The following is a 25,259-nucleotide window of genomic DNA, read 5'->3' on the forward strand; positions in this document are numbered from 1 at the left end:
GCGTCCGGGCCGCGCGTGGAACGGCGGCCCCCTCCTGTCATCGGCCGCGGCGCCGGATGGTTGAGCGACCGCGGACCGGGCGTCACCCCCCGACGACCTCGTAGCGGCCGGTCGCGGCGAACGCGCCGGGACCCGCGGCCGCGACGAGCAGCGTGAAGCCCTCGACGTCCGGCGCGAACCCGGCGTCGCCGAGCACGACGAGCCCGCCCTCCGCGACGTTCACGGTGCCGTCCGGCACCAGGCGGATCGCGGCGGCGTCGACGGGGGCGGCGCGGCGGTCGCGGAACGTCACCCCGCACAGCGCCATGTGGCCGGCCTGGGCCGCCCAGCCGCCGAGCGAGAAGCGACCGGACTCGTCGATGAGCACCTCGACGCCGGCGGGGGCGTCGGCGGGGACGCCGGCGAGCGTCCCGGCGACCACGTGGGTCGCCCACTCGCTGAGCGTCTCGACGGCGACCTCGGCGGCGGGCGCCTCCACCGGGACCGCGGGCGCCGGCGCGGGGCGCGGCGCGGACGGCGCCGGGAGGGCGCTCCACTCGGCGACGGTCGCCAGGTCGGGTCCGGCGGGGACCGCGACGGGCTCCGCTGCCGGGGCGACGTCGGCGACGGGCGCCGCGGGGACGGGCGCCGGCGCCGCGGCGGGGACCACGACGACGGGGGCCGGGGGCCGCGGCCGTCGCGCACGCGCCGCGAGGGGGAACTCGGGGACCACCCAGGGGTCGAACACCTCGGTGCCGCGCGGCGCGGGCGGGCTCGCGACGGCGGCCACCTCGGCCTCGGCGCGCGCGACGACGCCGGCGGGCGTCACCGGGTCGACGGGCGGGACGGGCTCCACCGGCACGAGGGCGCGCACGACGCCGGCGAGGTCGCCGGGGGTGCGTACCGGCGTCGCGGGGGCGCGCTCGCCGAGGATCTCCATCGCGTCGGCGGCCTCGGCCTCGGCACGCAGGCGGATCTCGTCGGACAGCTCGCAGGCGGGCGGGCTGAAGGGCCGCCCCCCCTCGTCCCGGCGTCCCTTCATGTACGCGGCGGCGACCAGCAGGGCCGCGGGGATGACCAGACGGGTGCGCAAGGGGTCTCCGTTCCGCCCGACGCGTGGGCACTCGACGGCCCCCGGGATGGGGGCCCTCGCAGTGGGTATCGGGACGGCGCGGCGGAGCTTTAGCCGCGCGCGGAGGCCGTCAGGCGGGCGGGGTCCCCGCGGGGCGCTCGAGCAGGCCGATGCGGTGCTCCAGCTCCATCAGCCGCAGCTGGACGTCCTCGAGCTCGGCGCGGGTGACGACGCCGAACTCGCGCAGCACCCCCTGCACCCCACCCTCGAGCCGTCCGACGAGGCCCTCGCCGGGCGACCCCTCGCCCCGCACGCGGGCGAGCAGCCGCTCCACGATGGCGGCGCCCTCGTCACCGCCGACCTGGCCCTTGCGGACCAGTTCGGCCACGGCGGCCTCGGCGCGCTCACGGGTCAGCGACGCCGCCCCGATCGACAACAGCACCGCCTGCTCGATCCCGTCGCGCACGCTGGTCATCGCCTCTTCCTCTTCTGCACGTTGCGGTGGCGCCGCACGCGGTCGGGGTCGGTCCGGGGACGGCGGCCGGGTGTGGCCGCGGGGGTCCCGTCGCCGGGCGGCGTGGTCCGATCGGTGTCGCCGGCGCCGTCGTCCGCGCCGGCGCCGTCGCCCGCGGCGGCGCCGGGGGCCCCGTTGGGGGGCGCCGCGGCGGCCGGTGCGGGCTCCGCGCCGTCGTCGCCGGTGCCGTCGGGCGCGAGGCCCGCGTCGGCGCCGTCGCCGGTCGACGCGGGGAGCTCGCGCACCTCGTCCTCCGGGGCGGGCTCCTCGTCGTACTCGTCCTCGTCGGGCTCGTCGTCGCGGCCCTCCTCCAGGCGCAGCTCCGCGTCGAGGGCGGCCTCGGCGCGCGCCATGGCCTCGAGGTCCACCACGTCGGCGTCGCCCGCGATCACCGCGGCGCGGCGCTCGGCCTTCACCGAACGGCGCTTCTGCTCGGGCTCGCGCTCCTTCCAGAGCGCGGCGAGCGGCGCGGCGATGGCGATCGACGACAGGCCACCGGCGAGGATGCCGACGAGCAGGGCGAACGCGAAGTCCTTGAGGGTCTCACCCCCGAAGAACAGCAGGGCGAGGATCGGGACCAGCGTCGTGATCTGGGTGATGATCGTCCGGTTCAGCACCTCGTGGACCGAGGTGTTGACGACCTCGCGGTACGTCGACTTGCGCAGGATCGGCACGTTCTCGCGGATGCGGTCGAAGACGATCACCACGTCGTACAACGAGTACCCGAGGATCGTCAGCAACGCGGCCACGGTCGCGCTCGTGACCTCCCGCCCGGTGACCGAGTAGATCGCGATCGACAGCCACACGTCGTGGATGACCGACAGGAGCGCCGGCAGGGCGAGCTTGTACTCGAACCGGATCGACAGGTAGATGATGATCACGGCGAAGCTGAGCAGGATCGCCCAGATCGCGTTCCGGATGATCTGCTCGCCGAAGGTGGCGCCGACCACCTCGATCTGGAGCGTCTCCTCGTTGATGCCGAACTCGGCGTCGAGGGCGCGGCGCAGCTCCGTCTGCTGGGGCTGCGTCAGCGTCTCGGTCTGCATCTGGAAGCCGAGGACCTCCCGGCCGTCGACCGTCTCGCTCGTGGTCTGGATCTTCGCGTTGCCGTACCCGAGGTCCTCGAACAGCTGCCGGACGTCGCCCTCGGTGGGCTGACGGTCGAACGAGGTGGTGATGCGGGTGCCGCTCTCGAAGTCGAGGCCGAGGTTCAGGCCGTTGACGCCGATCCACACGGAACCGATCGCGATCGGGATGAACGAGATCGCCATCCACAGCTTCCACTTGCCGACGATGTCGAACGTCCACCGCGGCTCGCGCTGGTTGAGCGCCATGTAGCGGTCGTCGCGGAGGAACCGCGTCTCGGCGAGGGCGTTGAACGCCGCCCGGGTCGCGACGACGGCGGTGAACAGCGACAGCACCACGCCGATGCCGAGGGTGAAGGCGAAGCCCTTCACGCCCGAGGTCGAGAACAGGAACAGGATGACGGCCGTCGCGAAGGTGACGACGTTCGCGTCGATGATCGCCGAGATGCCCTTGCGGTAACCGGCGAGGATGGCGGCGCGGGGCGTCTTGCCGCCCCTCGCCTCCTCTCTCACGCGTTCGAAGATGACGATGTTGGCGTCGGACGCCACGCCGATCGTGAGGATGATGCCGGCGATGCCCGGGAGGGTCAGCGTGATCGGCACGAGCACGACGACCGCGTACGCCAGGATCGCGTAGACCAGCAGGCCGGCCGCGGCGATGATCCCGAGGAACCGGTAGTAGACGATCAGGAACAGGATCACGAGCACGAGGCCCGCGATGCCGGCGATCAGGCCCTCGCGGAGCGACTCCTTGCCCAGCGTGGCGCCGACCTGCTTCTGGCTGACCACGTCGAGCTGGATCGGCAGGGCGCCGGAGTTGATCTGCTTGGCGAGGGTCTCGGCCTCGTCCTGGCTGAACTCGCCCTCGATGACGGCGCCGTTGCGGCCGTCGATGCCGGTCGGGAGCCGTTCGTAGTCGATCGTGGGGTTCGAGACGATCCGGCCGTCGAGGATGATCGCGAAGCGCTGCAGCTCGTTCTTGAGGGCGCCGTCCTGGGCGAGCTGGCGCGTGATGTCCGCGAACTTCTGGCGGCCGTCGTCGGTGAACTGCAGGGTGACGACCCGCTCGCGGGACCCGAGCGCGCCCGTCTGGATGGTCGTGCTCGCCTCGGTGACGTCGCGACCGGTCAGGCCGGGCTGGTTCTGGAAGACGTAGTACGTGCGGGTGGTGCCGGCCTCGGGGCGCGTCGCGAGCGTCGGCTGCTCGTCGAAGGCGATGAAGAACCCTCGCGGGACGCGCTCGATGCTGTAGCCGGCGGGCAGCTCGTTGCCGGGGAAGCTCTCCAGGAGCGTCGCGCGGTCCGTCGCCGGGCCCACGTTCGGCACCGGCTTGCCGTCGGCGTCGAAGGCGTAGAACGTCGGCAGGCCGCGGTTGCCCTCGGGCGTGGAGCGCTGGGCCAGCCGCACCGCCTCGAGCAGGTCGGTCGTGCCGCCCTCGTCGAGCACGTTGCGCTCGAAGTTGATGAAGACGAGCTGCGCCGGCTGGATCAGGTCGCGGACGACCTGGTCGGGGTTCTCGGCGCCCGGCAGCGACACCACGATCTGGTCGTCGCCCTGGGTCTGGATCTCGGGCTCGGCGACGCCGAACGAGTCGACGCGGCTCCGGATGATCTCGACGGAGCGCTCGATCGCCTCGGGGGTGACCTGGCTCTCGTCGGTCGGCTGGCCCTGCAGCACGACCTCGACGCCGCCCTGCAGGTCGAGGCCGAGGACGGCGGGCTTGAACGCGATCGCCACGAGCGACCCGGCCACGAGGCCGAGCACGAGCAGCAGCAGCAGGAGCGGGCGCCTCATGGGCGGTCGGCTCCCGGCCTAGGCGACGACATCGCCGGGTGCAGGGGCCTCCTCGGCCTCGCTCCCGGTGATGACGCGCGCGATGGCGGCCTTGGCGATCCGGATGTCGGTGTCCTCGGCGACCTCGAGCAGGATCGTCTCACCGTCCTCGACCTCCGTGACCGTGCCGTAGATCCCCGAGACGGTCACGACCTCGTCGCCCGGGGCGAGGGAGGACATGATCCGGTCGAGCTCCGCACGGCGCCGCTTCTGCGGGCGCACGCCGAACACGTAGATGAGCCCGATGAAGATCAGGATGTAGATCGGGAGGAGGAGAGCCATGGGCTCGGAGCACCTTCTGGAGGCGGCGGTCGGCGGCCGGTGACGCGCGTCCGGCGCGGGCGACGATAGCAAAGGGCACGGTCACTCCAGGGACGGAAAGGTCGCCCCGGGATCGGCGCGGTCACCTGCTAGCTTGAGCCGCCGTGACGGTCGCCGCCCGCCCCTCGCCACTCGCGCGCGCATGGTCGGCCCGGTGGCCCATCGGCGCCGAGGTGCTCCTCTTCCTCGCGCTGACCGTGGTCTACGAGTTCCTCCGCGACCTCGTCGGCGTCGACGACATCTCCCGCCCGCTGGTGCATGCGGAGCAGATCGTCGACATCGAGCGCTCCCTCGGCCTGTTCATCGAGGTGGACCTCCACGAGTGGGTCCAGTCGATCGGCGCGCTCGAGTGGACGACGACGTGGCTGTACACGCTGGGGCACACGACCGGGTTCGTGATCATGTTCGTCTGGGTCTGGTTCCGGCGCCGCGACCAGTACCCGATGTTCCGCAACTGGTTCTGGATCTCCCACGCGATCGCGGTGCTCGGGTACTGGGTGTACCCCCTCGCCCCGCCGCGGCTGACGGACCTCGGCCTCGCCGACCCGACGAAGGAGAGCCTGGAGCTCGGCGGCGCGCTGTCGTGGTTCCAGCCGTTCCGCAACGAGTTCGCCGCGATGCCGTCGATGCACGTCGGCTACACGTTCCTCTTCGCGCTCGCGTTGTTCTGGATGCTCCGCCCGTCGCCGTGGCGGTGGCTGGCCTTCCTCTGGCCGGCCGGGATGCTCTTCGTGGTGATGGCGACGGCGAACCACTGGTGGCTCGACGGCGTCGGCGGCGCGGCGACGGTGCTGCTCGGGCTGCTCGTCGCGGACCGCCTCGGCGGCGACCTCCCCCGCCCCTGGGCGCGCCGCCCGTGAGGATCGCCATGGTGACCGAGTACGCCTACCCGGTGCTCGGGGGCGTGCCGGAGCACGTCCACAACCTGAGCCGCGAGCTCGCCGCCCGGGGTCACGAGGTCACCGTCGTCACGAGCAACGCCCCGCGCGGCAGCCGCGTGCGGGCCCGGGCGATCGACGCCGAGAACCGGACGGTGCACGGGTACCGGACGATCCGGATCGGCACGTCGATGCCGGTGGTGTCGAACGGGTCGATCGCCCGGGTCAGCGTCGGCATCGGGGTGAAGGCGCGCGTCGCCCGCGCCCTGCGCGGCATGGACGTCGTCCACGCCCAGGGCCTCGCCTCCCCCATGGTCTGCCTGTGGGCGCTGCGCACCTCGACGGCGCCGGTGAACGTCGGCACGTTCCACACCTACTTCGAGGACGGCCACTGGGGGTACCGGTGGTTCTTCGCGTACGTCCGGAGCACGATGGCCCGGACCGACCGGCTGATCGCGGTGTCCGACGTCTGCGTCGACGCGCTCCGCCCCTACTTCGGCGACGCGCGGTTCGACATCGTCCCGAACGGCGTCGACACGGAGCTCTACCGGCCCCTCGGCCCCGGCGAGACCCGCCCGCCCGGCCCGCCGCGCATCCTGTTCATGGGGCGCTTCGACCCCCGCAACGGCCTCGACACCCTGCTGGAGGCGACGCGGCTGCTGGCCGACGAGGGCCGCGACTTCACGGTGCAGGTCGTCGGCGACGGCCCCCTGCGGCGGAAGTACCACCACCAGGCGAAGGCCCTCGGCATCTGGGACCGCATCGAGTGGCTCGGCCTGCTCGACAAGGAGCGCCCCCGCCTCTACCGCGAGGCGACGGTGTTCGCGTCGCCGTGCGTCCTGGCGTCGTTCGGCGTCGTCCTGCTGGAGGCGATGGCGAGCGGCACCCCCGTCGTCTGCGCCGACAACGTGGGGTTCCGCCAGGTGATCCGCGACGGCGTCCCCGGGCGGTTCGTGCGCCCTCGCGACCCCCGCGACCTCGCCGACGGCATCGGCGAGTTGCTCGACGACGCGGAGCGGCGCCGGGAGTGGGGCGAGGCGGGCCGACGGATCGTGGTCGACCGCTACTCGTGGCCGCGGGTCACGGCGGAGGTGGAGGCGCTGTACCGGGAGGTCCTCGCCGAGGGCGGCCGCGCGCTCGCCAGCCCGCCGATGGGCCTGCGCTACAACCTGCGGCGCAACCCGGTGGAGCTGATGCGCAACATCCCCCGCGCCCTGCGCGCGGGGCACCCCCGCGACGCCGACCGCGCCGGGGACCGGGGCTAGCCCTCCCGGGCGGGCGGGACGGCGCCGAAGGTCGCGGCGCCGGACAGCACGCCCACCACGTCGCGCATGTTCAGCACGCCGACGAGCGCGTCGCCGTCGGCGACCAGCAGGTGGCGGACGCCGCGGGAGATCATCAGGTCGCAGGCCTCGGCCAGCGGGGTCCCCGGGGGGACGGACACGGGGCGGGGCGTCATGTGGTCGGCGACCCGCGCCACGTCGAGGTCGTCGCCGGCCGCGATCGCCCGCAGCACGTCGCGCTCGGTGATCACGCCGCCGCCCTCCGCCTCGACGATCCCGAGGCCCGTGCGGGCCGCGGCGAGGTCCACCGCGGCGGACCGCAGCGTCGCCTCCGGAGAGAGCCGGACCTTCACGTCGGCCATCACGTCCCTGACGGTTCCCTGCATGGGGCGACCATACCCGACGGGCTCAGCCCAGGCGGACCGCCGCCACCGCCACCACGGTGCGCCCGTACGACAGGACCGCCCGGTAGCGGCCGGGAGGCAGGCCCCCGGTGCGGCTGCGCAGCGGGCTGACCGCGAGGCCGCGCACGGGTCGCACCCGGCTGCGGGCGACGACCCCGTCGCGTCCGCTCCACGACCAGGCGACCCGCAGCCTCCGCGCGTCGCGCGGGGTGGCCGAGAAGCGAAAGTTCGCGAACAGGAAGTTCGGGGCCCGTCCGCGGATTCGCGCGACGCCCCGCCCGCCGACGCCGCGGCTGACGAAGGCCCGCGCCACGACGCCCTCGGGCGGGGCGGGCAGGCGCACGCGCAGGGACGCCGGCGCCAGCCGGTCGGCCGGCGGGACGCCGATCTCGCGGACCCGCAGCGTGTGCCGCCCGGGCGCGGTGCCCGGCGGCAGGGCGAGCACGACGGTGAAGCGCCCGGCGCGCGGCAGCCGCGCCGTGCGCCCGGCCAGGCGGGTGCGGGCCGCCGCCCCGGCGAGCAGGTCGAGGCGGATCCGGGCCGCGCGGGGCGTCGCGACGGCGACGCGGACCCGCCCGCTCACGCGACTGCGCCTCCAGGTCGCCGTGACGCGCGGCGCCGACAGGCCCAGCGCGGGGGCCGCGACCGCCGCGACGGGCGCGGCGGCGACCGTCACGGCGGCCGTGGCGGCGTCGTCGGTGACGTCGGCGTCGAAGGTCGGGCTGGTGGCGGTCCCCGCCACCGGGAGGGTCCCCGCCCCCGTCGCCCGGACGGTGAACACGGCGGCGGCGGCCCCGCCGGCCGGGATCGTCCCGAGGGCGCAGGACGTCGGCGCGGCACCGGGGCACCCGCCCTGGGTGGCGACGGCCGACACGGCGACCGCGGAGCCGGGGAGTGTCAGGCGCGCCCCGACGAGGCGTGCCGGGTCGGGGCCGGCGTTCGCCACCCGCACGGTGAACGCGACCTCCTCCCCCGCCGTCATCGCGCCGCGCGACGCCGCGACGGTCGCGCTGAGGGCGGCCCGGTCACCGAAGCGCACCACGCGGGTGTTGCCCACGTCGGCGACGTAGACGTTGCCGGCCGCGTCGACGCCGAGCCCCTGGGGTGAGCTGAGCTGCCCCGGCCCGCCCCCGAGGCTCCCGAACTTCGCGAGGAAGGTCCCGCCGCGGGTGATCCGCTGGATCCGGTTGTTGCCCCGGTCGCTGACCCAGAGGTCGCCGGAGGGGTCGAACGCCACGTCCCAGGGCGTCGCGAACTGCCCGTCGCCGGAGCCGGGGCCCCCCATGACGTTGAACGTGCCGCCCGGGTCCACGCGCACGATCCGGTCGTTGCCCGTGTCGGCGACCCATGCCGAGCCGCCACCCGCGGGGTCGGCGGCCACGCCGAAGGGTGACGAGAGGAGGCCGTCGCCCATCGACCGGACGAAGGCGCCGTCGCGGGTGGTGACGACGATCCGGCCGTTGATCGAGTCGGCGACGTAGACGAGGCCGTCGCCGCCCACGTCGATGCCCCAGGGCTCGCGGTACCGCGGCTGCGGGTCGGCGGGGCCGCCGAGGGTGCCCCAGCGGGTCTGGAAGGCGCCCCCGGTGGCGTAGCGGCTCACGCCGTCGCCGCCGAACTCCGAGAGGACGACCGCGTCGCCGGCGACGTCGACGCCGAACGACTCCGGCGTCCCCCACACCCGCCGGACGGCGCCGAGCGGCGAGAACACCTGGATGCGGTCGTTGAACCGGTCCGCGACGTAGACGTCGAAGTCGCCGCCGACGGCGACGTCGGACGCCTCGCCGAACCGGCCCGGCCCGGCGCCCGGACCGCCCCAGGCGGTGATGAAGCCGAACGCGGCCGCCGGGGCGGGGGCGGCCGCCGCCAGCAGCGCCGCCACGACGAGCCATGCCCGCCACCTTCGGACCATGCGTCATTCGACGCCCGTCCGCGCGCCCTGTCAATGGCGACGCCCGCGTGGGCGCGCCCCTAGAAGAGCCCGGGCTGCCCCACCTCGGCGGGCGGCGCGAGGCCGAGGTGCCGGTAGGCGCGGGCCGTCGCGACGCGCCCGCGGGGCGTGCGCTTCAGCAGCCCCTCCTGCAGCAGGAAGGGCTCGTAGACGTCCTCGATGGTGTCGGCGGCCTCGCCGACGCTGTCGGCGAGCGTGCCGAGCCCGACGGGCCGGCCCTCGAACGTCTCGGCCAGGCGGCGGAGGATCTGCCGGTCGAGCTCCTCCAGGCCGAGGGCGTCGACCTCCAGCAGCTCCAGGGCCTCCTCGGCGACGGCGCGGTCGACGCGGGGGCGTCCCCGCACCTGCGCGACGTCGCGGACGCGGCGCAGCAGCCGGTTGGCGATGCGCGGCGTCCCGCGGGAGCGGGCGGCCAGCGCGCCGGCGCCGTCGTCGTCGATCTCGACGTCCAGCAGGCGGGCGGAGCGCCGCACGATGCGCGCCAGGTCGGCGGGGGCGTAGTAGTCGAGGCGGTGGAAGACCCCGAACCGGGCCCGCAGCGGCGTCGTCAGCAGACCGGTCCGGGTCGTCGCCCCGATCAGGGTGAACGTGGGGAGGTCGAGGCGCAGCGTGCGGGCCGACGGGCCCTGCCCGAGGACCACGTCGAGCTGGAAGTCCTCCATCGCCGGGTAGAGGACCTCCTCGATGGAACGGTTGAGGCGGTGGATCTCGTCGATGAACAGCACGTCGTGCGGCTCGAGCGCCGTGAGGACCGCGGCGAGGTCGCCCTTGCGCTCCAGCACCGGGCCGCTGGTCACGTGGAATCCGACGCCGAGCTCGCCGGCGACGATGCCGGCGAGCGAGGTCTTGCCGAGCCCCGGCGGACCGGCGAGGAGGACGTGGTCGAGGGCCTCGGAGCGCTGCTTCGCGGCCTCGAGGAAGATCGCGAGCTGGGCCTTCACGCCGTCCTGGCCGATGAAGTCGTCGAGCCGCTTCGGCCGCAGCGACCGGTCGAGCTCGTCCTCCGCGCCGATCGGCGCGCCCGTCTGGAGGCGCTCCTCGGGTGCGGGGAGGTCGGCCGGGTCGGTGCCCCAGGCGCCGTGCTCCTCGTCGCTCACCGGCGCCTCAGGCGGGCGAGGCCGTGCCGCACGAGGCCCTCGGCGTCGAGCGCGTCCGGGGCGTCGGTGAGGGCGGCGTCGGCCTCCTCGGGCCGGAAGCCGAGGGCGACGAGCCCGTCGCGTGCGGCGATGTGGGCGTCGGCGGCCGAGCCGGGCGTGGTGACGGCCCCGCCGTCGAGCGAGCCGAGCCGGTCGCGCAGCTCCAGCACGATGCGCTCCGCGGTGCGCTTGCCGACGCCCGAGGCCGTCTGCAGGCGGGCGCTGTCGCCCCGCGCGACCGCCAGGTGCAGCTCGTCGGCGGTGCCGACCCCGCACAGGGCGAGCGCGAGCCGCGGCCCGACGCCGCTGACCGACGTGAACGCCTCGAACAGGGTGCGCTCCGCGGGGTTCGCGAAGCCGTACAGGTCGAGCGACTCCTCGCGGACGACGAGGACGGTCGACAACGCGGCCTCGCCCCCGGCGGCGGGCAGGGCGCCGGCGGTCGTCGCCGAGACGCGCACCAGCAGACCGACCCCGCCGACCTCGATCACGGGGCCGTCGGACTCGTGCGCCAGCACGCGCCCCCTGATGGAGCGGATCATCCCGAGGAAACTAGCGCGCCCGGCGGATGGCCCCCCGCAGCGGGGCGGAGCTCATGTGGCAGATCGCGGCGGCGAGGGCGTCGGCCGCGTGGTCGGTCCCGGGCCGCGCGCCGGTGAGGCGCGTCACCATCGACCGCACCTGCGCCTTGTCGGCGCTCCCCGACCCGGTGACCGACTGCTTGATGGTGTTCGGCGAGTACTCGACCACCTCGACGCCGGCGAGGGCCAGGGCGACGATGATCGCCCCGCGCGCCTCCGCCATGGCCATGGCGGAGCGGCTCATCGGGTGGATGAACCACGACTCGATGGCGCAGGCCTCGACCTCGTGACCGGCGACGAGGTCGGCGATCGCCGTGTGGATCGCCATGAGGCGCTCCGCGTGGGCGGTGCGCGGCGACGTCGTCACGGTGCCGACGGCGATCGGGCGGGGACGCGACGGGGGGCCGCCGACGAGGGCGTAGCCGGTGGACGCGAGGCCGGGATCGACGCCGAGGATCGTGGTCGTCACGGTCCAGGGGGTTCGGGGCGGGCGCCGGGGCTCCTGCGCGGCGGGGGGTCCCGGCATGCCCGCAGTCAACCGGGCGCCTCGGACGGCTGTGCCGGCAGCGGGTGGTGCGGACGGGCCTCGTCACGCCGCGGCGTGGCGGCGTCCCGGAGATCGAGACGGAGCGGGCCAGGACGATGACGGCCGCGCGAGAGCGGGCTTATCGTCGCATTCCCTGACATCTCAGTGGAGGAAAGGCCATGAACCGTGCCCGCCTGCTCCATCCCGCGACGATCCTCGGGGCGATCGTGCTCGCCGCGGTCGTCGCCGCCTCCGTCCACGGCGCGGGCGACTCCGGCCCCGCCCGGATCGGCTCCGCGCAGATCAAGGATGGCTCCATCACGCTCGCCGATCTCTCGCCCAAGGCTCGCCGGGCGCTCAAGGGCGCCCGGGGTCCGGCGGGCCGTCCCGCCCCCGTCGTGGCCGGGCCCGCCGGGCCCGTGGGACCGGCAGGACCCCCCGGGTCCGTGCGCGCGTACGGCTTCGTCGCGTCCACGGGAACGGTGCTGAGCGCCCAGTCGAGGAACATCGCCGTCACCAAGCTCTCACCCGGCACCGGGGCCTACTGCCTGACCGTGACCGCGGCCTCCGGCATCGACCCGCTGACGACCGCCCCGGTGGTCACACCCGACCTCCCCGACAGCGCGGGGCTCTACAACATCGCCCAGATCTCGAACGGCGCCTCCGGGCTCCCCGACTGCCCCCGTGCGAGCGGCTGGGTCGTCTTCACGCACAACTTCGGGGCGGGGGGCTTCGCCCCCGCCGACACGGGCTTCTCCGTGCTCATCCCCTGACGGCAGCGGCCCGCCCCGCGGGACCGGTGCCCGCCGGCCGGCACGGCGCTCCGGCGCCGGGCCCGAAATGGTCCCGGCGCCCGGCGTCAGCCGGCGACGGCCTCCAGCACCTCGTCGGAGATGTCGAAGTTCGCGTAGACGTCCTGGACGTCGTCGTTGTCCTCGAGCTGGTCGACCATCCGCAGGATCTGGCGCGCCTCGTTCTCGGTCGGCGCCACCGTCGTCTTCGGGACCATGGTCAGCTCGGCGGTCGCGAAGGCGATGCCGGCCTCCTCGAGCGCCCCGCGCACGGCCATGAAGTCGGACGGGTCGGTCGTGATGTGCCAGGTGCCGCCGTCGTCGGACACGTCCTCCGCGCCGCCCTCGAGCGCCGCCTCCATCAGGGCGTCCTCGTCGACGCCCTCGCGCTCGACCACGATCAGGCCCTTGCGGTCGAACTGCCACGCGACGCTGCCCGGGGTGCCCAGGGAGCCGCCGTTCTTCGTGAAGATGAAGCGCAGGTCGCTGGCGGTGCGGTTGCGGTTGTCGGTGAGGATGGTGCAGATGACGGCCACGCCGCCCGCCGCGTAGCCCTCGTAGAGCATCGACTCGTACGAGTCTCCCTCACCGGCGCCGGCGCCCCGCTGGATCGCGCGCTCGATGTTGTCCTTCGGCATCGAGTTGTCGCGCGCCTTCTGGATGGCGTTCGCGAGCGCGGCGTTCGCGTCGGGGTCGCCCCCGCCCTCCTTCGCGGCCACGATGATGGCCCGCGAGAGCTTGGAGAAGAGCTGCCCCCTCTTGGCGTCCGCCGCGCCCTTCTTGCGCTTGATCGTCGCCCACTTACTGTGCCCGGACATGCTCCTGCCTCCTCTCTGTGGCGCCCTCGCGGCGCGCGCGCGCCCGGGTCACCAGCCACTCGTGGAACCGGTGCTCCCCCGAGAGCTCGGGGTGGAACGCCGTGACCAACAGATCGCCCTGCCGTGCGGCCACCGCGTGACCGGCGCAGGTCGCGAGCACCTCGACGCCCGGGCCCGCCTCCTCGATCCACGGCGCGCGGATGAACACGGCGTCGACCGGGCCCTCCCCCATCGCCAGGACGTCGAGGGTCGTCTCGAACGAGCTCCGCTGCCGCCCGAAGGCGTTGCGGCGCACGACGATGTCCATGCCGCCGACGAGCGGCTGCGCGCCGCCGGTGGTCGCCCGCGCCAGCACGATCATGCCGGCGCAGGTGCCGAGGGCCGGGAGGCCGTCGGCGAGGCGCGTCCGGAGGACGTCGAGCAGGCCCGACCCCTCGGCGACGAGGCCGAGCGTGGTGCTCTCCCCGCCCGGCAGGACGATCGCGTCGACGTCGTCGAGGTCCCCGGGGGACCGCACGTCCACCGGCTCCGCGCCCACGCGGGATAGGACGTCCGCGTGCTCCGCGAACGCGCCCTGCACCGAGAGGACCCCGACCCGGGGGCGCCCGAACCCCGTCGCGGCGGCCTCGCTCACCACCCCCGGCCCTGGAGCAGGTCGCCCTGGGCGAGCGCGGACATCTCGATGCCCGGCATCGCCTCCTTCAGGCCGCGCGACACGCGCGCCAGCACCTCGGGGTCGCGGTAGTGCGTCGCGGCCTCGACGATCGCGCGCGCCCGGCTCGCCGGGTCGGCGCTCTTGTAGATGCCGGAGCCGACGAAGACCCCCTCGGCGCCGAGCTGCAGCATGAGGGCCGCGTCCGCGGGGGTGGCGATGCCGCCCGCGCAGAACAGCACGACGGGGAGGGCCCCGTCGGCGGCGACCCGGGCCACCAGGTCGTAGGGTGCGCGCAGGTCCTTCGCGGCGGCGTGCAGCTCCTCGGGCGGGAGACCCGCCAGGCGGGCGATGCCGCCGCGGATCGACCGCATGTGGCGGACGGCCTCGACGACGTTGCCGGTGCCGGCCTCGCCCTTGCTCCGGATCATGGCGGCACCCTCGGAGATGCGCCGGAGCGCCTCGCCGAGGTCGGTGGCACCGCACACGAAGGGGATGGTGAAGGAGTGCTTGTCGATGTGGTGGGCCTCGTCGGCCGGGGTGAGGACCTCGGACTCGTCGATGAAGTCCACGTCGAGCGCCTGCAGCACCTGGGCCTCGACGAAGTGGCCGATGCGGCACTTCGCCATGACCGGGATGGAGACGGCCTCCTGGATCCCGGCGATCATCTCGGGGTCGCTCATGCGGGCCACGCCGCCGTCCACGCGGATGTCGGCGGGGATGCGCTCGAGCGCCATGACGGCGCAGGCCCCCGCGTCCTCGGCGATGCGCGCCTGCTCCGGGGTCGTCACGTCCATGATGACCCCGCCCTTGAGCATCTGGGCGAGTCCGGTCTTGACGCGCGTCGTCCCGGTGCGACCGTTTGCGTCTGCCACGCGATCCCCTCATCCGTCGTTGGGCCCGGCCGGAAAGTCTATCGGACGGGCCACCGGTCACCCGTCCCCGCCGCCGCGCCGCTTTGGCCGCGTGGCCGAAGAGGAGCCCCCCGCGTGTCCCTACCGTCCTCATAGATGGCACGTGATCCCGAGATCGCCTTCCTGCAGCGCCTCGCGCTGACGGCGGCGTCCGCGTCCAGCATGGGCGAGCTCGTGCGGCTCGTCATCTCCGAGACCGCGGAGGCCCTCGAGACGGACGTCTGCTCCGTCTACCTGCTGGACCCCGACGACGGCCTGCTGGTGCTGACGGCGACGAACGGCCTGTCGCACGAGGGCGTCGGGCGCGTCCGCCTCGCCCTGGGCGAGGGCGTCACCGGCGCCGCCGCCGCGGACCGCCGCCCCGTGGTGGTGGCCGACGTCCGGCGCGAGCCGCGCTTCCGCTGGCTCGACGGCGTCGACCAGGCCCGCTTCGTGTCGATGTGCTCCGTCCCGATCCTCGCCGGCGACCGCCTGGTGGGCGTCCTCAACGTCCAGACGGACCGCACCCGGATCTTCTCCGAGGGCGACGTCGCGTTCCTGACGGCGATCGCGGCGCAGGTCGCGGGGGTCCTCGCCCGCGTGGAGCTGCAGGAGCGCCTCGAGCGACGCGTCGCCGACCTCGGGCGGTCGGAGGAGGTCCACCGCCGCCTCAGCGGCCTCGTCCTCGCGGGCGCCGGCCTGCGGGCCGTCTGCGACGAGATCGCGGGCCTGACGGGCGCCGCGGTCGCCGTCTACGACCTCGACGGCGTCCCCGTCGCGACGAGCGGCACCGGCCTCCCCGGCCGCCTGCCCGGCGGCGGCGCGGAGGGCGGGCTGGAGGTCGCGACCCTCAGCGCCGGGCGGGAGACGCTCGGCTGGCTCGCGGTGGGGCCGTCGCGACGACCCGGGGACATCGGGCGCCGCCAGGCGCTGGAGCACGGGGCGACGGTGCTGGCCCTGGAGCTCGTGCGGGAGCGGGCGGCGGACGAGGCCCGCCACCGCGCGAGCGGCGATCTGATCGACGAGCTCCTGTCGGCGGGCCTGGCGCCCGACGACGCCGACCGGCTCGCCGAGCGGGCGGCGCGGCTCGGCCACCGGCTGCAGGGCCCCGCGTGGGTCATCGCCATCGAGGGCGACGACGCCCGCTCCGGCCACGCCCTCACGGCCCCCGCCGCACGGGTCCGCGCCGCGCGGGAGCTGTCGGGGCTGGCGATGGCGCGCGACGCCGACGCGATCGTGGTGGAGCGGCTCGGCGGGATCGCGCTGATCGTCTCCGGCCTCGTCGACGGCGACGCCGCCGAGGTGCTCGCCGGCGGGGCGCGGGCCGTCGCGGCGGCGCTCGCCCCCGGCGGTTCCGTCTCGTGCGGGCTGAGCGGCGAGGCGGGGGGCCCCGCCGCCCTGCACCGCCTGTCGCTCCAGGCGCGCCAGGCGCTTCGGGTCGCCCGGCGCCTCGGGGAGCGGGGCGTCGTCGCGTCGTACCGGCGCCTCGGCATCGAGCGGCTGCTCCTCGCGATCGACGACCCCGAGCCGATCGACGGCTTCGTGGAGGACTGGATCGGCCCGCTCGTGCGGCACGACGAGGCGGGGCGCGGAGGGGCGGCCCCGCTGCTGGAGTCCCTCGACGCCCTCGTCCGCGAGGGCTGGAACATGCGGGCGACCGCGCGGCGGCTCGGCGTCCACGTCAACACCCTGCTCTACCGGATGCGCCGCATCGAGACGCTCGTCAGGCGCCGCCTGGACGACCCCGACACCCGCCTCGCGCTCGCGCTGGCGCTGCGCGCCCGGGTCGTGGCGGCGGGCTCGCCCGGCCCGGCCGTCTCGGTGCTGGAGGGCGAGCCGCCCGTCCGGGCGCCCCGCGCGGACCCCTGACGCCCGGGGGGCGCCGCGGGGCTCAGGCCCCGACGGCCGCCAGGTCGGCGCGGGCGCGGGAGGGCGCGAGGGCGCCGGCGAGCGCCTGCGCGACGGCGACCATCGCCACCAGCGTCGGCGAGCCGTCGCGGGTGTCGGCGGGCACGACCCGCGCGAGGGGCGAGCGGGCGAGGGGGCTGAGGCTCGAGTCGACGAGCGCGGCGGCCGGGACCCCGGCGGCGCGCGCCGCGGACACGGCGGCCTGCGCGACCCGGCTCTCGCGGCCGATCGCGATGGCGAGGACCGCGCCCTCGGGCCCGAGGGCGTCGAGCCAGGCGCGGGCGGCGGGGTCGAGCGAGGTGACCGCGGAGACCGGGCGGCCGGCCCGGGCGAGGCGCTCCTCGATGAGCGTGACGATCGAGCGGGCGTGGCCCTCCCCGGCGATGATCAGCGGGGCGCGCGGGCCGAGTGCCGCGACGATCGAGCCGAGGCCGGAGGAGGTCAGGCGCTCCGCGGCGTCGTCCAGGGCGAGGCGCTCCGCGGCCATCGCCGCGTCGAGGCCCTCCGCCGAGAACGGCAGGCCGAGCTGGCGGTCGCCCGGGCGGGGCGGCAGGCCGGGGCGCTGGGCGCGCCGCACGATGCGCTGCATCTCCGGGTAGCCGGCGTACCCGAGGGCCTGGGCGAAGCGCACGACGGTCGCGGGGCTGCAGTGCGACGCGCGGGCCACCTCGTGGGCCGACAGGAGCGGCACGTCGGCCAGGTGGTCGGCGAGGTACCGGGCGAGGGACTGCTGGGCGGGGCTGAAGCGCTCGTAGTCGCGCTTGAGGCGCTCGGCGAGGGCGTGGACGTCGGGGGGCACGCGGCATCCTTTCGCCGTCGGGCCCCGGTCCCCTACCGGGGTCGTGCCTGCAGCATCACGATCCGCCCGGGGCCGACCACCATCCGCACCGCGTCGACCTCCCCGGGGGCGGCCCCGCGCAGCACCACGTAGATCGTGTCCGCCCCGCCGGCGGGCACCAGCACGGACGGGCGGCCGAGCAGGCGGAGGGCCCGCCGCGCCGCCGGGCCGCCGGACTCGGCGACGACGGCGCGGGCGTCCTCGAGGGCGAGGGCGCCGCCGCCCTCGAACTGGGCGATGAAGGTCGGCGCCGGGACGACGCCCGGGCCCTCGTTGACGACGGAGGCGACGCCGACGACCGGTCCCTCGCCCACCGCGCCGTCGCGGGCGCGCAGGGCCGCGTCGACCGCCTCGGTCACAGGGTCCTGTCCCTCCAGGTCGAGGGTCGCCCCCACCCCGTCCTCGCCCGTCCCGACGAAGTAGGCCGAGCCCGGCCGGGCCGGCGGGGGGTGCTCCGGCGGGGGCGGCGGCCCGTCGTCGCCGCACCCGTGGAGGGCGAGCAGGGCCGCGCAGCACGCGAGGACCGCCCGGCGGCGGACCCCCGTCACGCGTCCCCCGCCAGCGCCGCCACGGCCGCGTCGAGCGACTGGCGGTCGTCGCGCAGGCCCGCCGCGAGGTCGCCCTCCCGCTCGATCCGCCGGGCGACCACGCCCATCGTGAAGTCGCGCGGGCTGAGGCCGGGCAGCACCTCGTCCCACCGCAGGGGGGTCGCGACGGGGGCGCCCGGCCGCGGGCGCACCGAGTAGACGCTGCTGATGCTGCGGCCCCGGCCGTTCTGGTTGTGGTCGAGGTACACCCGCGGGCCGCGGTCGCGGACCGACGTGACCGTCGTGGCCAGGTCGGGGCGGGCGCGGACGATGCCCTCGCAGACGACGCGGGCGAACAGCCTCACCGTGTCGAACGTGTGGCCGGGCTCGACCGGGACGAGGATGTGCATCCCCGTCGCGCCGGAGGTGCGCGGGTAGCCGCGCAGGCCGAGGCCCTCCAGCGCGTCGCGCACCAGCAGCGCCGCCTCGACGACGCGGTCGAACGACAGGCCGTCGGCGGGGTCGAGATCGAACAGCACGTGGGTCGGCTCGTCGGGGGCCGCCGCGAGGCTCTGCCACGGGTTGAGGTCGATGCAGCCGAGGTTCACGAGCCACAGCAGGGCCATGGCGTCGTCCACGATCACGTACCGGCTCGTCTTCTCGTCGGGGCGCCCGCTGCGCGAGAGGTCGGCCCGCGTCAGCCAGTCGGGCCCGTCGTTGACGGTGTGCTGGAAGAAGAAGTCCCCGTCGATCCCGTCGGGGTAGCGCTTCAGGATCATCGGGCGGCCGGCGAGGTGCGGCACGAGCACCGGGGCGGTCCGCAGGTAGTGGTCGATCAGGTGGCCCTTCGTGATCCCCTCGCGCGGCCAGAAGACCTTGTCGAGGTTGGTGAGCAGCACGCGGCGGTCGCCCTCCTGGACCGCGTGGTCGCCGCGGGCGCCGCCGAAGGGGCCGTCGGGGACGTCGGGCACGGGGTCCTCCTCGGGATCGGCGAGGCCGTGGAAGACCGGTGCGCGGAGGCGGTTGTCGGGGGTCCGCTCGCTGAAGACGACCTCGCAGCGCAGCTCGGGCCGCACCCACCGGGGGCGCGCCGGGGCCGCCGGGACCGCGTTCGCGAACGGCGACGCGTCGACCTCGATCGCGCGGAGGCGGTCCCAGAGGGAGCGCGCGAGGGCGTCGGAGAACCCCGACCCGACGTGGGACAGGTACGTCAGTCCGCCGTCGGCGTCCCGCTCGCCGACGAGCAGCGCCCCGACGCGCCCGCGGCGCGACCCGCCGCCCTCCGTGAAGCCGCCGATGACCGCGGTCATCTCCCGGCGCGCCTTCACCTTCAGCCACTCGGGGACGCGGCGGCCGGGCCGGTAGGGCGCGTCCATGCGCTTGGCGATCACGCCCTCCAGCCCCTGCTCGGCCGCGAGGGCGAAGAGGCCGGTGCCCTGCCCCTCGACGTGGTCGCTCACCACCAGCACCGGCGGCGCCTCGGGGGCGACGACCCCCGCCAGGAGCTCCCGCCGCGCGGTCCACGGCAGGTCCTCGATCCAGCGGCCCTCCAGGTGCAGGAGGTCGAACGCGACGAACGTGAACGGGCCCCGGCCGTTCTGCAGGGCGTTGAAGTCGGGCGCGCCGCCCGGGCCGAGCACCACGATCTCGCCGTCGAGCACGGCCTCCTGGCACAGGAGGCGCCGCCGCAGGTCGGTGAGCCCGGGGTAGGAGGCGCTCAGGTCGCGGCCGGTGCGGCTGCGCAGCTCGGTGCCGTCGGACGTGACGAGCGCGAGCGCGCGGTAGCCGTCCCACTTCAGCTCGAACGCCCACGCCGGGTCGTCGAACGGCTCGTCCCGGATCCCGGCGAGCATGGGGCGCATCGCGCGGAACCGCGGAACCGGGTCGTACGGCCCCGGCGGCCCCTTCGCCGAGCGGAAGACCAGCCACTCGTCCTTGCCGCCGCGCCGGCCGGTGCGCACCAGGTGGTAGTGGCCGCGCAGGATGCCGCCGTCGAGCACGACCTTCCACTCGTCGTCGGTCCGCAGCTCCTCCGTCCAGGTGCCGTGGTCCCACACCGTCATGCGCCCCGCGCCGTACTGGCCCTCGGGGATGACGGCGGCGAAGTCGAGGTACTCGAGCGGGTGGTCCTCGGTGCGCACGGCGAGGCGCTTCACGCCCTCGCGCAGCGGCGGCCCCTTCGGCACGGCCCACGACGCGAGGACGCCGTCGACCTCGAGGCGCAGGTCGAAGTGGAGGGCGCGGGCGTCGTGACGCTGCACGACGAACCGGGGGGCGTCGCCCGGGGCGTCGCCGCGCGCCGCGGGCGCCGGCTCGGGGGTCGCGCCGAAGTCGCGGCGGTCCCGGTACTCGCGCAGGTCAGGGGGCGCCGAAGGCCCCCAGTATCCCGTCCTGCCAGTGGCGCACGGCGTCGGCGTCCTGCAGGTGGTGCGGCGGCGTCACCCACAGGCGGTCGCAGAGCCCCTCGTGCTCACGCGCCCGCGCCACCACGTCGGCCCGCGTCCCGGCCGCGGCGAAGGCCGCCGTCATGTCGGGCCCGACGGCGTCGGCCATCCGCGCGCCGTCGCCGGCGAGGAACGCCTCCCGGATCGCGGGGAGCCGGTCCGCGAAGCCGTGCTCGGAGAACATGCCGGCGTAGGTCCGCACCGTCGCGTAGAAGCCCACCGTCGCGGCGGCCGCCCGGACCGCCCGGCCCGGGTCGGCGTCGTCGACCGCGCAGATCAGCGCCCCCGCCACCTCGGGCACGGGCCGCCCCGCCCGCGCGGCCCCCGCGCGCAGCGGCGGCAGCAGCCGGTCGCGCAGCCAGGCGGGGCTCGTGACCGGGTGGTCGAGGAAGCCGTCGGCGACGCGGCCCGCGAGGCGGGTCATGCCGGGGAGCACCGCCGCCAGCCACACGGGGATCCGCGTCCGCGGCGCGGCGTGCCCGCGGCGCAGGCCCCGCACGTCGACGGCGACCAGCTCGCCGGGCGACCGGGCGTCGCGGCCCTCGGCGAGGGCCGAGGTGATCTCCCGGAACGCGGCGACGGTCTCCCGCATGCGCGCCACCGGCGGGTCGTAGGGGGCGGCGTGCCAGTCGGCGTTCAGGCGCCGCACGCCGGCGCCGAGCCCCACCACCATCCGCCCGCCCGAGAGCTCGTCGAGGTCGAGGGCCTCGAGCGCCAGCGTCATCGGGCTCCGGGTGAACGCGAGGGCGATCCCGGTGGCGACGCCGATGCGCTCCGTCGCCGCCGCGGCCACGGCGAGAGCGATCGTCGACGAGCGGTGCAGCTCGGGCGCCCACAGGCGGGAGAACCCGGCCCGCTCGGCGGCGCGGGCGAACGCCGCCAGGTCGGCGGGGCCGGCCCCCGTGAGCTGCGCGTCGACCGGGATGGCGAGCGGGGGTGTCACGTCTGTCAGTATCCCAGCCCGTGCCGCCGATCCCGACCGCACGGCCCGTCGCGAGGCTGGCCACCGAGCTCCGCCTGTCGGGCAGCGGGCAGGCGGCCATCGGCTTCGCCGGTCTGCTCGTCGCGGTGTTCGCGGGGGACGTCAGCCCCGCCCGGGCGTTCGTGCCCTTCGCGGTCGTGATGCTCCTCATCGGCGGGCTGAGCTGGTGGAGCACCCGGTGGATGCGCGACGGGCGCCCCGTCCCGGCGAAGGACCCCGCGGCCCGCATCGAGGGCCCGCGCGACACGTTGCGCCGGTGCCTCGTCGGCCTGGTGCTCGCCGTCGTCGCGGTCGGCCTGGTCGGCGCCGCCGGCGCCGGGCTGGCCGCCGTCCTCGGGGGGGTGGTCGCCGCCGTCGGGGCCGTCGACCTCATCAACCACCGCCACGTGCGCGCCCGCGAGGAGGCCACGGGCGAGGCGATCTACCGCGAGCTCGGGAGCTCCCCGTTCGCGGCGGGCCGCCGGCCGCTCTACACGCTGCCCCTGAACGAGAGCACGCTGGCGATGTAGTCGCGGGTGTCGTCGTACGGGCCGCGGGCCCGCATGGCGGCGAGGCCCTGGTAGTAGGCGCCGATCGTGACGCGGGTGTCCCCGGACTGGCGCTGCAGCCACGCGAGGTAGGCGACGCCGCCCTCGATGTTGTCCTCCAGGCGCGTCGGGTCGAGCCGGCGCCCGAGCACCGCGGGGCCGAACCAGCGCGCCGTCGCCGGCATGAGCTGCATGACGCCGATGGCGCCGGCGTGGGACCGGGCGCTCTGGATCCAGCGGCTCTCCTGCCACGCGATGGCGCGGGCGAGCGACGGGTCGACGCCGTGGCGACCCGAGTAGAGGTCGAGCAGCGCCCGCACCTGCGTCGGTGACGTCGACGACGCGCCGGAGGCGGGGGCCCCGCCCGGCACGCTGAGGCGGCGGCCGACGGCGAGCACGTTCGGGTCGGAGATGCCGTTGAGCGCCGCCAGTGCCGCGACCGTGGTGCCGTGGCGCGCCGCGATGCCGGCGAGGGTGTCGCCGGACCGCACCGTGTAGCCGCCGGCGCTCCCACCGGATCCGACGGGGACCATGCCCGCGGGGACGCCGCCGCCACCGGGGACGGTGAGGCGGCGGCCGACGGCCAGGACGTTCGGGTCCGAGATGCCGTTCGCGCGGGCGAGCGCCCCGACGGAGGTGCCGTGCCGTGCCGCGATCGCGCCGAGGGTGTCGCCGGACCGGACGGTGTAGGAGCCCCCGCCGGACGACGTGCCGGTGACCGCGACCGACGTGCCGGAGCCCGGCAGGCGCAGGCGGGTGCCGGCGCGGACGACGTCGGGGTCGGCGATGCCGTTCGCCGCCGCGAGGGCGGTGGCCGTGGTCCCGTTGCGGGCCGCGATGGCGCCGAGGGTGTCGCCGGACCGGACGGTGACGGTGGCCGCGGAGGCGGTCCCGAGGCCGACGATCAGCAGCAGCACGATGCCCGCGGCGAGGAGCAGCAGGCCCTGGAGGGGGGTGGGTCGGAGAGCGCTCATGCGCGGACTATCGGGCTTCGCGCGCAGGTTTCCAGTCCTCCCACCCCCTCCCCGCCTCCCTCTTTTTCCGGGGCCCCCCTCCCCCGGGGCGCCCCCGCCCCTCCCCCGCCCCCCCGCGCCGCCCTTTTCGGCTAAGGATGGCCGGGACAGCGGGAAGGAGGCCGGGTGGTGGACCCCGTCGCGGGGACGCTGGTCGTGGGTGCGGGGCTCGCCGGCAGCGCGGTGGCGATGCACCTCGCCGAGATGGGCGAGGACGGCGTCGTGGTCGTCGACCCCGACCTCGCGGGCGTCCGCTCCTCGTCCGAGCTGAACGCCGGGGGCGTGCGTGCCACGTGGTGGCGGCCGGTCAACGTCGACCTGTGCGCCGCGACGATCGCGGAGCTCGCCGGCCACGGCGACGCCGTCGGGTTCCGCGAGCGCGGCTACCTGTGGCTCCACCGGCCCGGCCGGTGGGAGGAGGCCGTCGCCCACGTCGCGATGCAGAACGACCGGGGCCGCGAGGTGGAGCTGCTGACGCCCGCCGAGGTGCGGCGGCGGTTCCCGTTCATCGACCGCGTCGACGACCTCGCCGGCGCGACGTTCTCGCCCCACGACGGGCTGGTCGACCCCCACGCCGTCCGCGAGCTCTACCGGGCGCGGGCACGGGCGGCGGGGGCCCGGTTCGCCGACCGGTCGATGGTGACGGCGGTCCACGTCCGGGACGGGCGGGTCACCGGCGCCGACGTGACGGAGGTCGACGCCCCCGGGGCGGACGCCGCCCTGCAGGGCGCCCCGGCGCGGGGCGCCACGACCCGCGTCGCCTGCGCGCGCCTCGTCAACGCCGCCGGTCCGTGGGCGGCACCGCTCGCCGACCTGATGGGCGCCCCCGTGCCCTGCCGGGCGGTGCCGCGGCAGGTGTGCCTGGTCGGCACCCGCGACGTCGACCTCTCCCCCTACGGGATGATCGTCGACGCCACCGACGTCTACCTGCACCACGAGGCGGAGGGGTTGTTCCTGGCGGGCTACTCGCCCCCCGGCGACCCCCCGGCGTACCGCTTCGACTACGAGGGCGCCGCGTTCTTCGAGCGCGAGATCTGGCCGCGCCTCGCCCACCGCGCGAGCGCGTTCGACCGGCTCGAGCACGTCCGCGGCTGGACGGGCCTGTACGAGCTGTCGCCCGACAACTCCGCCCTGCTCGGCGCCGTCGGCGGCCTGCGGGGGGCGTTCGAGATCCACTCCTTCTCGGGCCGAGGGGTGATGCAGTCGTGGGCCGCGGCGCTCGCCCTGGCCGAGCTGATGGTCCACGGCGAGCACCGCACCTTCCCGTCCGCCGCCGCCCTGTCGGGGGCGAGATTCGCGGGCAACGGGGAGCGGCAACCGGAGGAGCTGCACATATGAGCCTGGATCCGGCGGAGATCGTGGATGCGGGGCGCGAAAGCGCCGCGTCAGGCGGGATTCGGCGTCGCACCGGGAGGGTGACCCCTGCGGTCGCGCCGAATCCCGTATGGCGCGAGCGATCTCGCGCATCCGCGCCGCGAGATACGGCGGATCCAGGCTGAGGACGCTCGGCATCGACCTGGCGGCGTCGCCGGAGGGCACCGGCACCTGCGTGATCGAGTGGGAGCCGGGCCGCGGGCGCGCGGTGGCTGCGCCTCGGACGCGGGGGTCGGGCCGCGTGCGCCGGCCGTCACGACGTGCTCGACGCCCTCGTCAGCGCCCTCGTCGCGCGGGCCGTCGACCGCGGGGCGACGGCCACCCCGCCCCCGGAGCTCGCGGCCCCGGCCCTCCGGGAGGGGTGGATCCACGTCCCCGCGGCTGGCTCGCTCGGGGGCCTCGCGACCGCGTGAGAGCAGTCTCACGCCCGGCTCACGGGGGTCTCACGCAGCGCTCCTAGGTTCCTCCTCGACAGCAACCGACCACTGAGGAGGAACACCATGGCCGCCAAGTTCACCGCGATGATCCCCGCCTCGCGAGGCCATTCCGCCGACTCGAACAGCAACTCGGACTCGGACGCCCCCAAGCGCCGGCGCCGCCGCAGGCCGAAGCCGCGCCGCCGCATCCGCCGGCGCCGCCGGAACACCAGCTCGTAGCTCCGCCGGGCGGGGATGAGAGCACTCTCATCCCCGCCTCACGGAGGGCTCACGACCCGTTCCTACATTGCCCTCCGTCACCCCGACGACCCACGACGAAGGAGAGCGTCATGGCCGCCAAGTTCACCGCGATGATCCCCGCCTCGCGAGGCTATTCCGCCGACTCGAACAGCAACTCGGACTCGGACGCCCCCAAGCGCCGGCGCCGCCGCAGGCCGAAGCCGCGCCGCCGCATCCGCCGGCGCCGGAACACCAGCTCCTGACCCGACCCGC

Annotated in this window: 25 protein-coding genes; 8 read left to right on the forward strand and 17 right to left on the reverse strand. The window is 75.8% G+C overall.

Going from position 1 to position 25,259, the window contains the following annotated elements; genetic code table 11:
- Positions 1 to 82: 82 nt before the first annotated feature.
- From IU369_RS10625 to yajC, 4 genes are all read right to left on the reverse strand, one after another.
- Positions 83 to 1,072, reverse strand: a complete 990-nt coding sequence (locus IU369_RS10625) for a hypothetical protein (protein ID WP_217920955.1) — start codon at positions 1,070 to 1,072, stop codon at positions 83 to 85.
- Positions 1,073 to 1,181: 109 nt separating this feature from the next.
- Positions 1,182 to 1,526, reverse strand: a complete 345-nt coding sequence (locus IU369_RS10630; RefSeq protein ID WP_217920956.1) for a phasin family protein — start codon at positions 1,524 to 1,526, stop codon at positions 1,182 to 1,184.
- Positions 1,523 to 4,444, reverse strand: coding sequence for a protein translocase subunit SecD (gene secD, locus IU369_RS10635; protein WP_217920957.1), 2,922 nt, complete (start codon positions 4,442 to 4,444; stop codon positions 1,523 to 1,525). The genes IU369_RS10630 and secD overlap by 4 nt, the downstream gene beginning before the upstream one ends.
- Before the next feature lie 18 nt (positions 4,445 to 4,462).
- Complete coding sequence (gene yajC / locus IU369_RS10640; protein ID WP_217920958.1) at positions 4,463 to 4,765, reverse strand: preprotein translocase subunit YajC; 303 nt, start codon at positions 4,763 to 4,765, stop codon at positions 4,463 to 4,465.
- 143 nt (positions 4,766 to 4,908) lie between these two features.
- Here yajC and IU369_RS10645 point away from each other — a divergent pair, with 143 nt between their 5' ends.
- Both IU369_RS10645 and IU369_RS10650 read left to right on the forward strand, forming a co-directional pair.
- On the forward strand, positions 4,909 to 5,664 hold the full coding sequence (locus IU369_RS10645; protein WP_217920959.1) for a phosphatase PAP2 family protein: 756 nt from the start codon (positions 4,909 to 4,911) through the stop codon (positions 5,662 to 5,664).
- An 11-nt stretch (positions 5,665 to 5,675) separates the two neighbouring features.
- Positions 5,676 to 6,947 carry a glycosyltransferase family 4 protein gene (locus IU369_RS10650; RefSeq protein ID WP_217920960.1) on the forward strand — a complete coding sequence of 424 codons (1,272 nt, stop codon included), beginning with the start codon at positions 5,676 to 5,678 and terminating at the stop codon, positions 6,945 to 6,947.
- On the opposite strand, the gene IU369_RS10655 is transcribed toward IU369_RS10650, so the two are convergent.
- Genes IU369_RS10655 through IU369_RS10675 form a run of 5 tightly spaced genes read right to left on the reverse strand, consistent with a single transcriptional unit; the run spans position 6,944 to position 11,506 of the window.
- On the reverse strand, positions 6,944 to 7,351 hold the full coding sequence (locus tag IU369_RS10655) for a CBS domain-containing protein (RefSeq protein WP_217920961.1): 408 nt from the start codon (positions 7,349 to 7,351) through the stop codon (positions 6,944 to 6,946). The genes IU369_RS10650 and IU369_RS10655 overlap by 4 nt on opposite strands.
- A gap of 22 nt (positions 7,352 to 7,373) precedes the next feature.
- Positions 7,374 to 9,281, reverse strand: coding sequence for an NHL repeat-containing protein (locus IU369_RS10660; protein WP_217920962.1), 1,908 nt, complete (start codon positions 9,279 to 9,281; stop codon positions 7,374 to 7,376).
- Positions 9,282 to 9,340: 59 nt separating this feature from the next.
- Positions 9,341 to 10,417 carry a Holliday junction branch migration DNA helicase RuvB gene (gene ruvB, locus IU369_RS10665; protein WP_246551240.1) on the reverse strand — a complete coding sequence of 359 codons (1,077 nt, stop codon included), beginning with the start codon at positions 10,415 to 10,417 and terminating at the stop codon, positions 9,341 to 9,343.
- Positions 10,414 to 10,998: a Holliday junction branch migration protein RuvA gene (ruvA, locus tag IU369_RS10670; RefSeq protein ID WP_217920963.1), complete on the reverse strand. Its 585-nt coding sequence runs from the start codon at positions 10,996 to 10,998 to the stop codon at positions 10,414 to 10,416. The genes ruvB and ruvA overlap by 4 nt, the downstream gene beginning before the upstream one ends.
- A gap of 10 nt (positions 10,999 to 11,008) precedes the next feature.
- Positions 11,009 to 11,506 (reverse strand): crossover junction endodeoxyribonuclease RuvC, encoded by a 498-nt coding sequence (locus tag IU369_RS10675; RefSeq protein WP_217920964.1) that lies wholly within the window; start codon positions 11,504 to 11,506, stop codon positions 11,009 to 11,011.
- A gap of 236 nt (positions 11,507 to 11,742) precedes the next feature.
- On the opposite strand from IU369_RS10675, the gene IU369_RS10680 reads away from it, so the two are divergent.
- Positions 11,743 to 12,336 carry a hypothetical protein gene (locus IU369_RS10680; RefSeq protein ID WP_217920965.1) on the forward strand — a complete coding sequence of 198 codons (594 nt, stop codon included), beginning with the start codon at positions 11,743 to 11,745 and terminating at the stop codon, positions 12,334 to 12,336.
- An 86-nt stretch (positions 12,337 to 12,422) separates the two neighbouring features.
- On the opposite strand, the gene IU369_RS10685 is transcribed toward IU369_RS10680, so the two are convergent.
- From IU369_RS10685 to pdxS, 3 genes are read right to left on the reverse strand one after another with little or no spacing between them, the layout of a single operon-like run.
- Positions 12,423 to 13,172 (reverse strand): YebC/PmpR family DNA-binding transcriptional regulator, encoded by a 750-nt coding sequence (locus IU369_RS10685; RefSeq protein ID WP_217920966.1) that lies wholly within the window; start codon positions 13,170 to 13,172, stop codon positions 12,423 to 12,425.
- Positions 13,156 to 13,806, reverse strand: a complete 651-nt coding sequence (pdxT, locus tag IU369_RS10690) for a pyridoxal 5'-phosphate synthase glutaminase subunit PdxT (RefSeq protein ID WP_217920967.1) — start codon at positions 13,804 to 13,806, stop codon at positions 13,156 to 13,158. Before pdxT ends, IU369_RS10685 begins: the two co-directional genes overlap by 17 nt.
- Positions 13,803 to 14,699: a pyridoxal 5'-phosphate synthase lyase subunit PdxS gene (gene pdxS / locus IU369_RS10695; protein ID WP_281426177.1), complete on the reverse strand. Its 897-nt coding sequence runs from the start codon at positions 14,697 to 14,699 to the stop codon at positions 13,803 to 13,805. Before pdxS ends, pdxT begins: the two co-directional genes overlap by 4 nt.
- Before the next feature lie 135 nt (positions 14,700 to 14,834).
- On the opposite strand from pdxS, the gene IU369_RS10700 reads away from it, so the two are divergent.
- Complete coding sequence (locus IU369_RS10700; protein WP_217920968.1) at positions 14,835 to 16,586, forward strand: helix-turn-helix domain-containing protein; 1,752 nt, start codon at positions 14,835 to 14,837, stop codon at positions 16,584 to 16,586.
- Positions 16,587 to 16,608: 22 nt separating this feature from the next.
- On the opposite strand, the gene IU369_RS10705 is transcribed toward IU369_RS10700, so the two are convergent.
- The 4 genes from IU369_RS10705 to IU369_RS10720 are packed head-to-tail and all read right to left on the reverse strand — an operon-like array spanning position 16,609 to position 21,377.
- Positions 16,609 to 17,424, reverse strand: coding sequence for a MurR/RpiR family transcriptional regulator (locus IU369_RS10705; RefSeq protein WP_217920969.1), 816 nt, complete (start codon positions 17,422 to 17,424; stop codon positions 16,609 to 16,611).
- Positions 17,425 to 17,456: 32 nt separating this feature from the next.
- Positions 17,457 to 18,011: a hypothetical protein gene (locus IU369_RS10710; protein ID WP_217920970.1), complete on the reverse strand. Its 555-nt coding sequence runs from the start codon at positions 18,009 to 18,011 to the stop codon at positions 17,457 to 17,459.
- Positions 18,008 to 20,347 carry a DNA ligase D gene (gene ligD / locus IU369_RS10715; protein ID WP_246551493.1) on the reverse strand — a complete coding sequence of 780 codons (2,340 nt, stop codon included), beginning with the start codon at positions 20,345 to 20,347 and terminating at the stop codon, positions 18,008 to 18,010. Before ligD ends, IU369_RS10710 begins: the two co-directional genes overlap by 4 nt.
- A 1-nt stretch (position 20,348) precedes the next feature.
- Positions 20,349 to 21,377 carry an LLM class flavin-dependent oxidoreductase gene (locus IU369_RS10720; RefSeq protein WP_217920972.1) on the reverse strand — a complete coding sequence of 343 codons (1,029 nt, stop codon included), beginning with the start codon at positions 21,375 to 21,377 and terminating at the stop codon, positions 20,349 to 20,351.
- A gap of 20 nt (positions 21,378 to 21,397) precedes the next feature.
- Between IU369_RS10720 and IU369_RS10725 the strand changes: the two genes are divergently transcribed.
- Complete coding sequence (locus IU369_RS10725; RefSeq protein ID WP_217920973.1) at positions 21,398 to 21,925, forward strand: hypothetical protein; 528 nt, start codon at positions 21,398 to 21,400, stop codon at positions 21,923 to 21,925.
- Here IU369_RS10725 and IU369_RS10730 read toward each other — a convergent pair.
- The gene (locus IU369_RS10730) at positions 21,886 to 22,917 is read right to left on the reverse strand and encodes a LysM peptidoglycan-binding domain-containing protein (RefSeq protein WP_217920974.1); all 1,032 of its coding nucleotides are present in this window, start codon (positions 22,915 to 22,917) and stop codon (positions 21,886 to 21,888) included. The two genes, IU369_RS10725 and IU369_RS10730, sit on opposite strands and share 40 nt — an antisense overlap.
- Before the next feature lie 168 nt (positions 22,918 to 23,085).
- On the opposite strand from IU369_RS10730, the gene IU369_RS10735 reads away from it, so the two are divergent.
- The 3 genes from IU369_RS10735 (at position 23,086) to IU369_RS10745 (ending at position 25,249) form a co-directional block, all read left to right on the forward strand.
- The gene (locus IU369_RS10735; protein ID WP_217920975.1) at positions 23,086 to 24,294 is read left to right on the forward strand and encodes an NAD(P)/FAD-dependent oxidoreductase; all 1,209 of its coding nucleotides are present in this window, start codon (positions 23,086 to 23,088) and stop codon (positions 24,292 to 24,294) included.
- 248 nt (positions 24,295 to 24,542) lie between these two features.
- Positions 24,543 to 24,743 carry a DUF429 domain-containing protein gene (locus IU369_RS10740; RefSeq protein WP_281426239.1) on the forward strand — a complete coding sequence of 67 codons (201 nt, stop codon included), beginning with the start codon at positions 24,543 to 24,545 and terminating at the stop codon, positions 24,741 to 24,743.
- Positions 24,744 to 25,096: 353 nt separating this feature from the next.
- Complete coding sequence (locus IU369_RS10745) at positions 25,097 to 25,249, forward strand: hypothetical protein (protein WP_217920977.1); 153 nt, start codon at positions 25,097 to 25,099, stop codon at positions 25,247 to 25,249.
- The last annotated feature ends 10 nt before the right edge of the window (positions 25,250 to 25,259 follow it).

The sequence above is a fragment of the Miltoncostaea oceani genome (genome assembly GCF_018141545.1).
GTDB classification, from domain to species: domain Bacteria; phylum Actinomycetota; class Thermoleophilia; order Miltoncostaeales; family Miltoncostaeaceae; genus Miltoncostaea; species Miltoncostaea oceani.

Coding starts and splice junctions, on each gene's coding strand:
- IU369_RS10630 (WP_217920956.1), bottom strand. CDS start 1,526: ATGACCAGCGTGCGCGACGGGATCGAGCAGGCGGTGCTGTTGTCGATC.
- secD (WP_217920957.1), bottom strand. CDS start 4,444: ATGAGGCGCCCGCTCCTGCTGCTGCTGCTCGTGCTCGGCCTCGTGGCC.
- yajC (WP_217920958.1), bottom strand. CDS start 4,765: ATGGCTCTCCTCCTCCCGATCTACATCCTGATCTTCATCGGGCTCATC.
- IU369_RS10655 (WP_217920961.1), bottom strand. CDS start 7,351: ATGCAGGGAACCGTCAGGGACGTGATGGCCGACGTGAAGGTCCGGCTC.
- IU369_RS10660 (WP_217920962.1), bottom strand. CDS start 9,281: ATGGTCCGAAGGTGGCGGGCATGGCTCGTCGTGGCGGCGCTGCTGGCG.
- ruvA (WP_217920963.1), bottom strand. CDS start 10,998: ATGATCCGCTCCATCAGGGGGCGCGTGCTGGCGCACGAGTCCGACGGC.
- IU369_RS10680 (WP_217920965.1), top strand. CDS start 11,743: ATGAACCGTGCCCGCCTGCTCCATCCCGCGACGATCCTCGGGGCGATC.
- IU369_RS10685 (WP_217920966.1), bottom strand. CDS start 13,172: ATGTCCGGGCACAGTAAGTGGGCGACGATCAAGCGCAAGAAGGGCGCG.
- IU369_RS10700 (WP_217920968.1), top strand. CDS start 14,835: ATGGCACGTGATCCCGAGATCGCCTTCCTGCAGCGCCTCGCGCTGACG.
- IU369_RS10730 (WP_217920974.1), bottom strand. CDS start 22,917: ATGAGCGCTCTCCGACCCACCCCCCTCCAGGGCCTGCTGCTCCTCGCC.
- IU369_RS10745 (WP_217920977.1), top strand. CDS start 25,097: ATGGCCGCCAAGTTCACCGCGATGATCCCCGCCTCGCGAGGCTATTCC.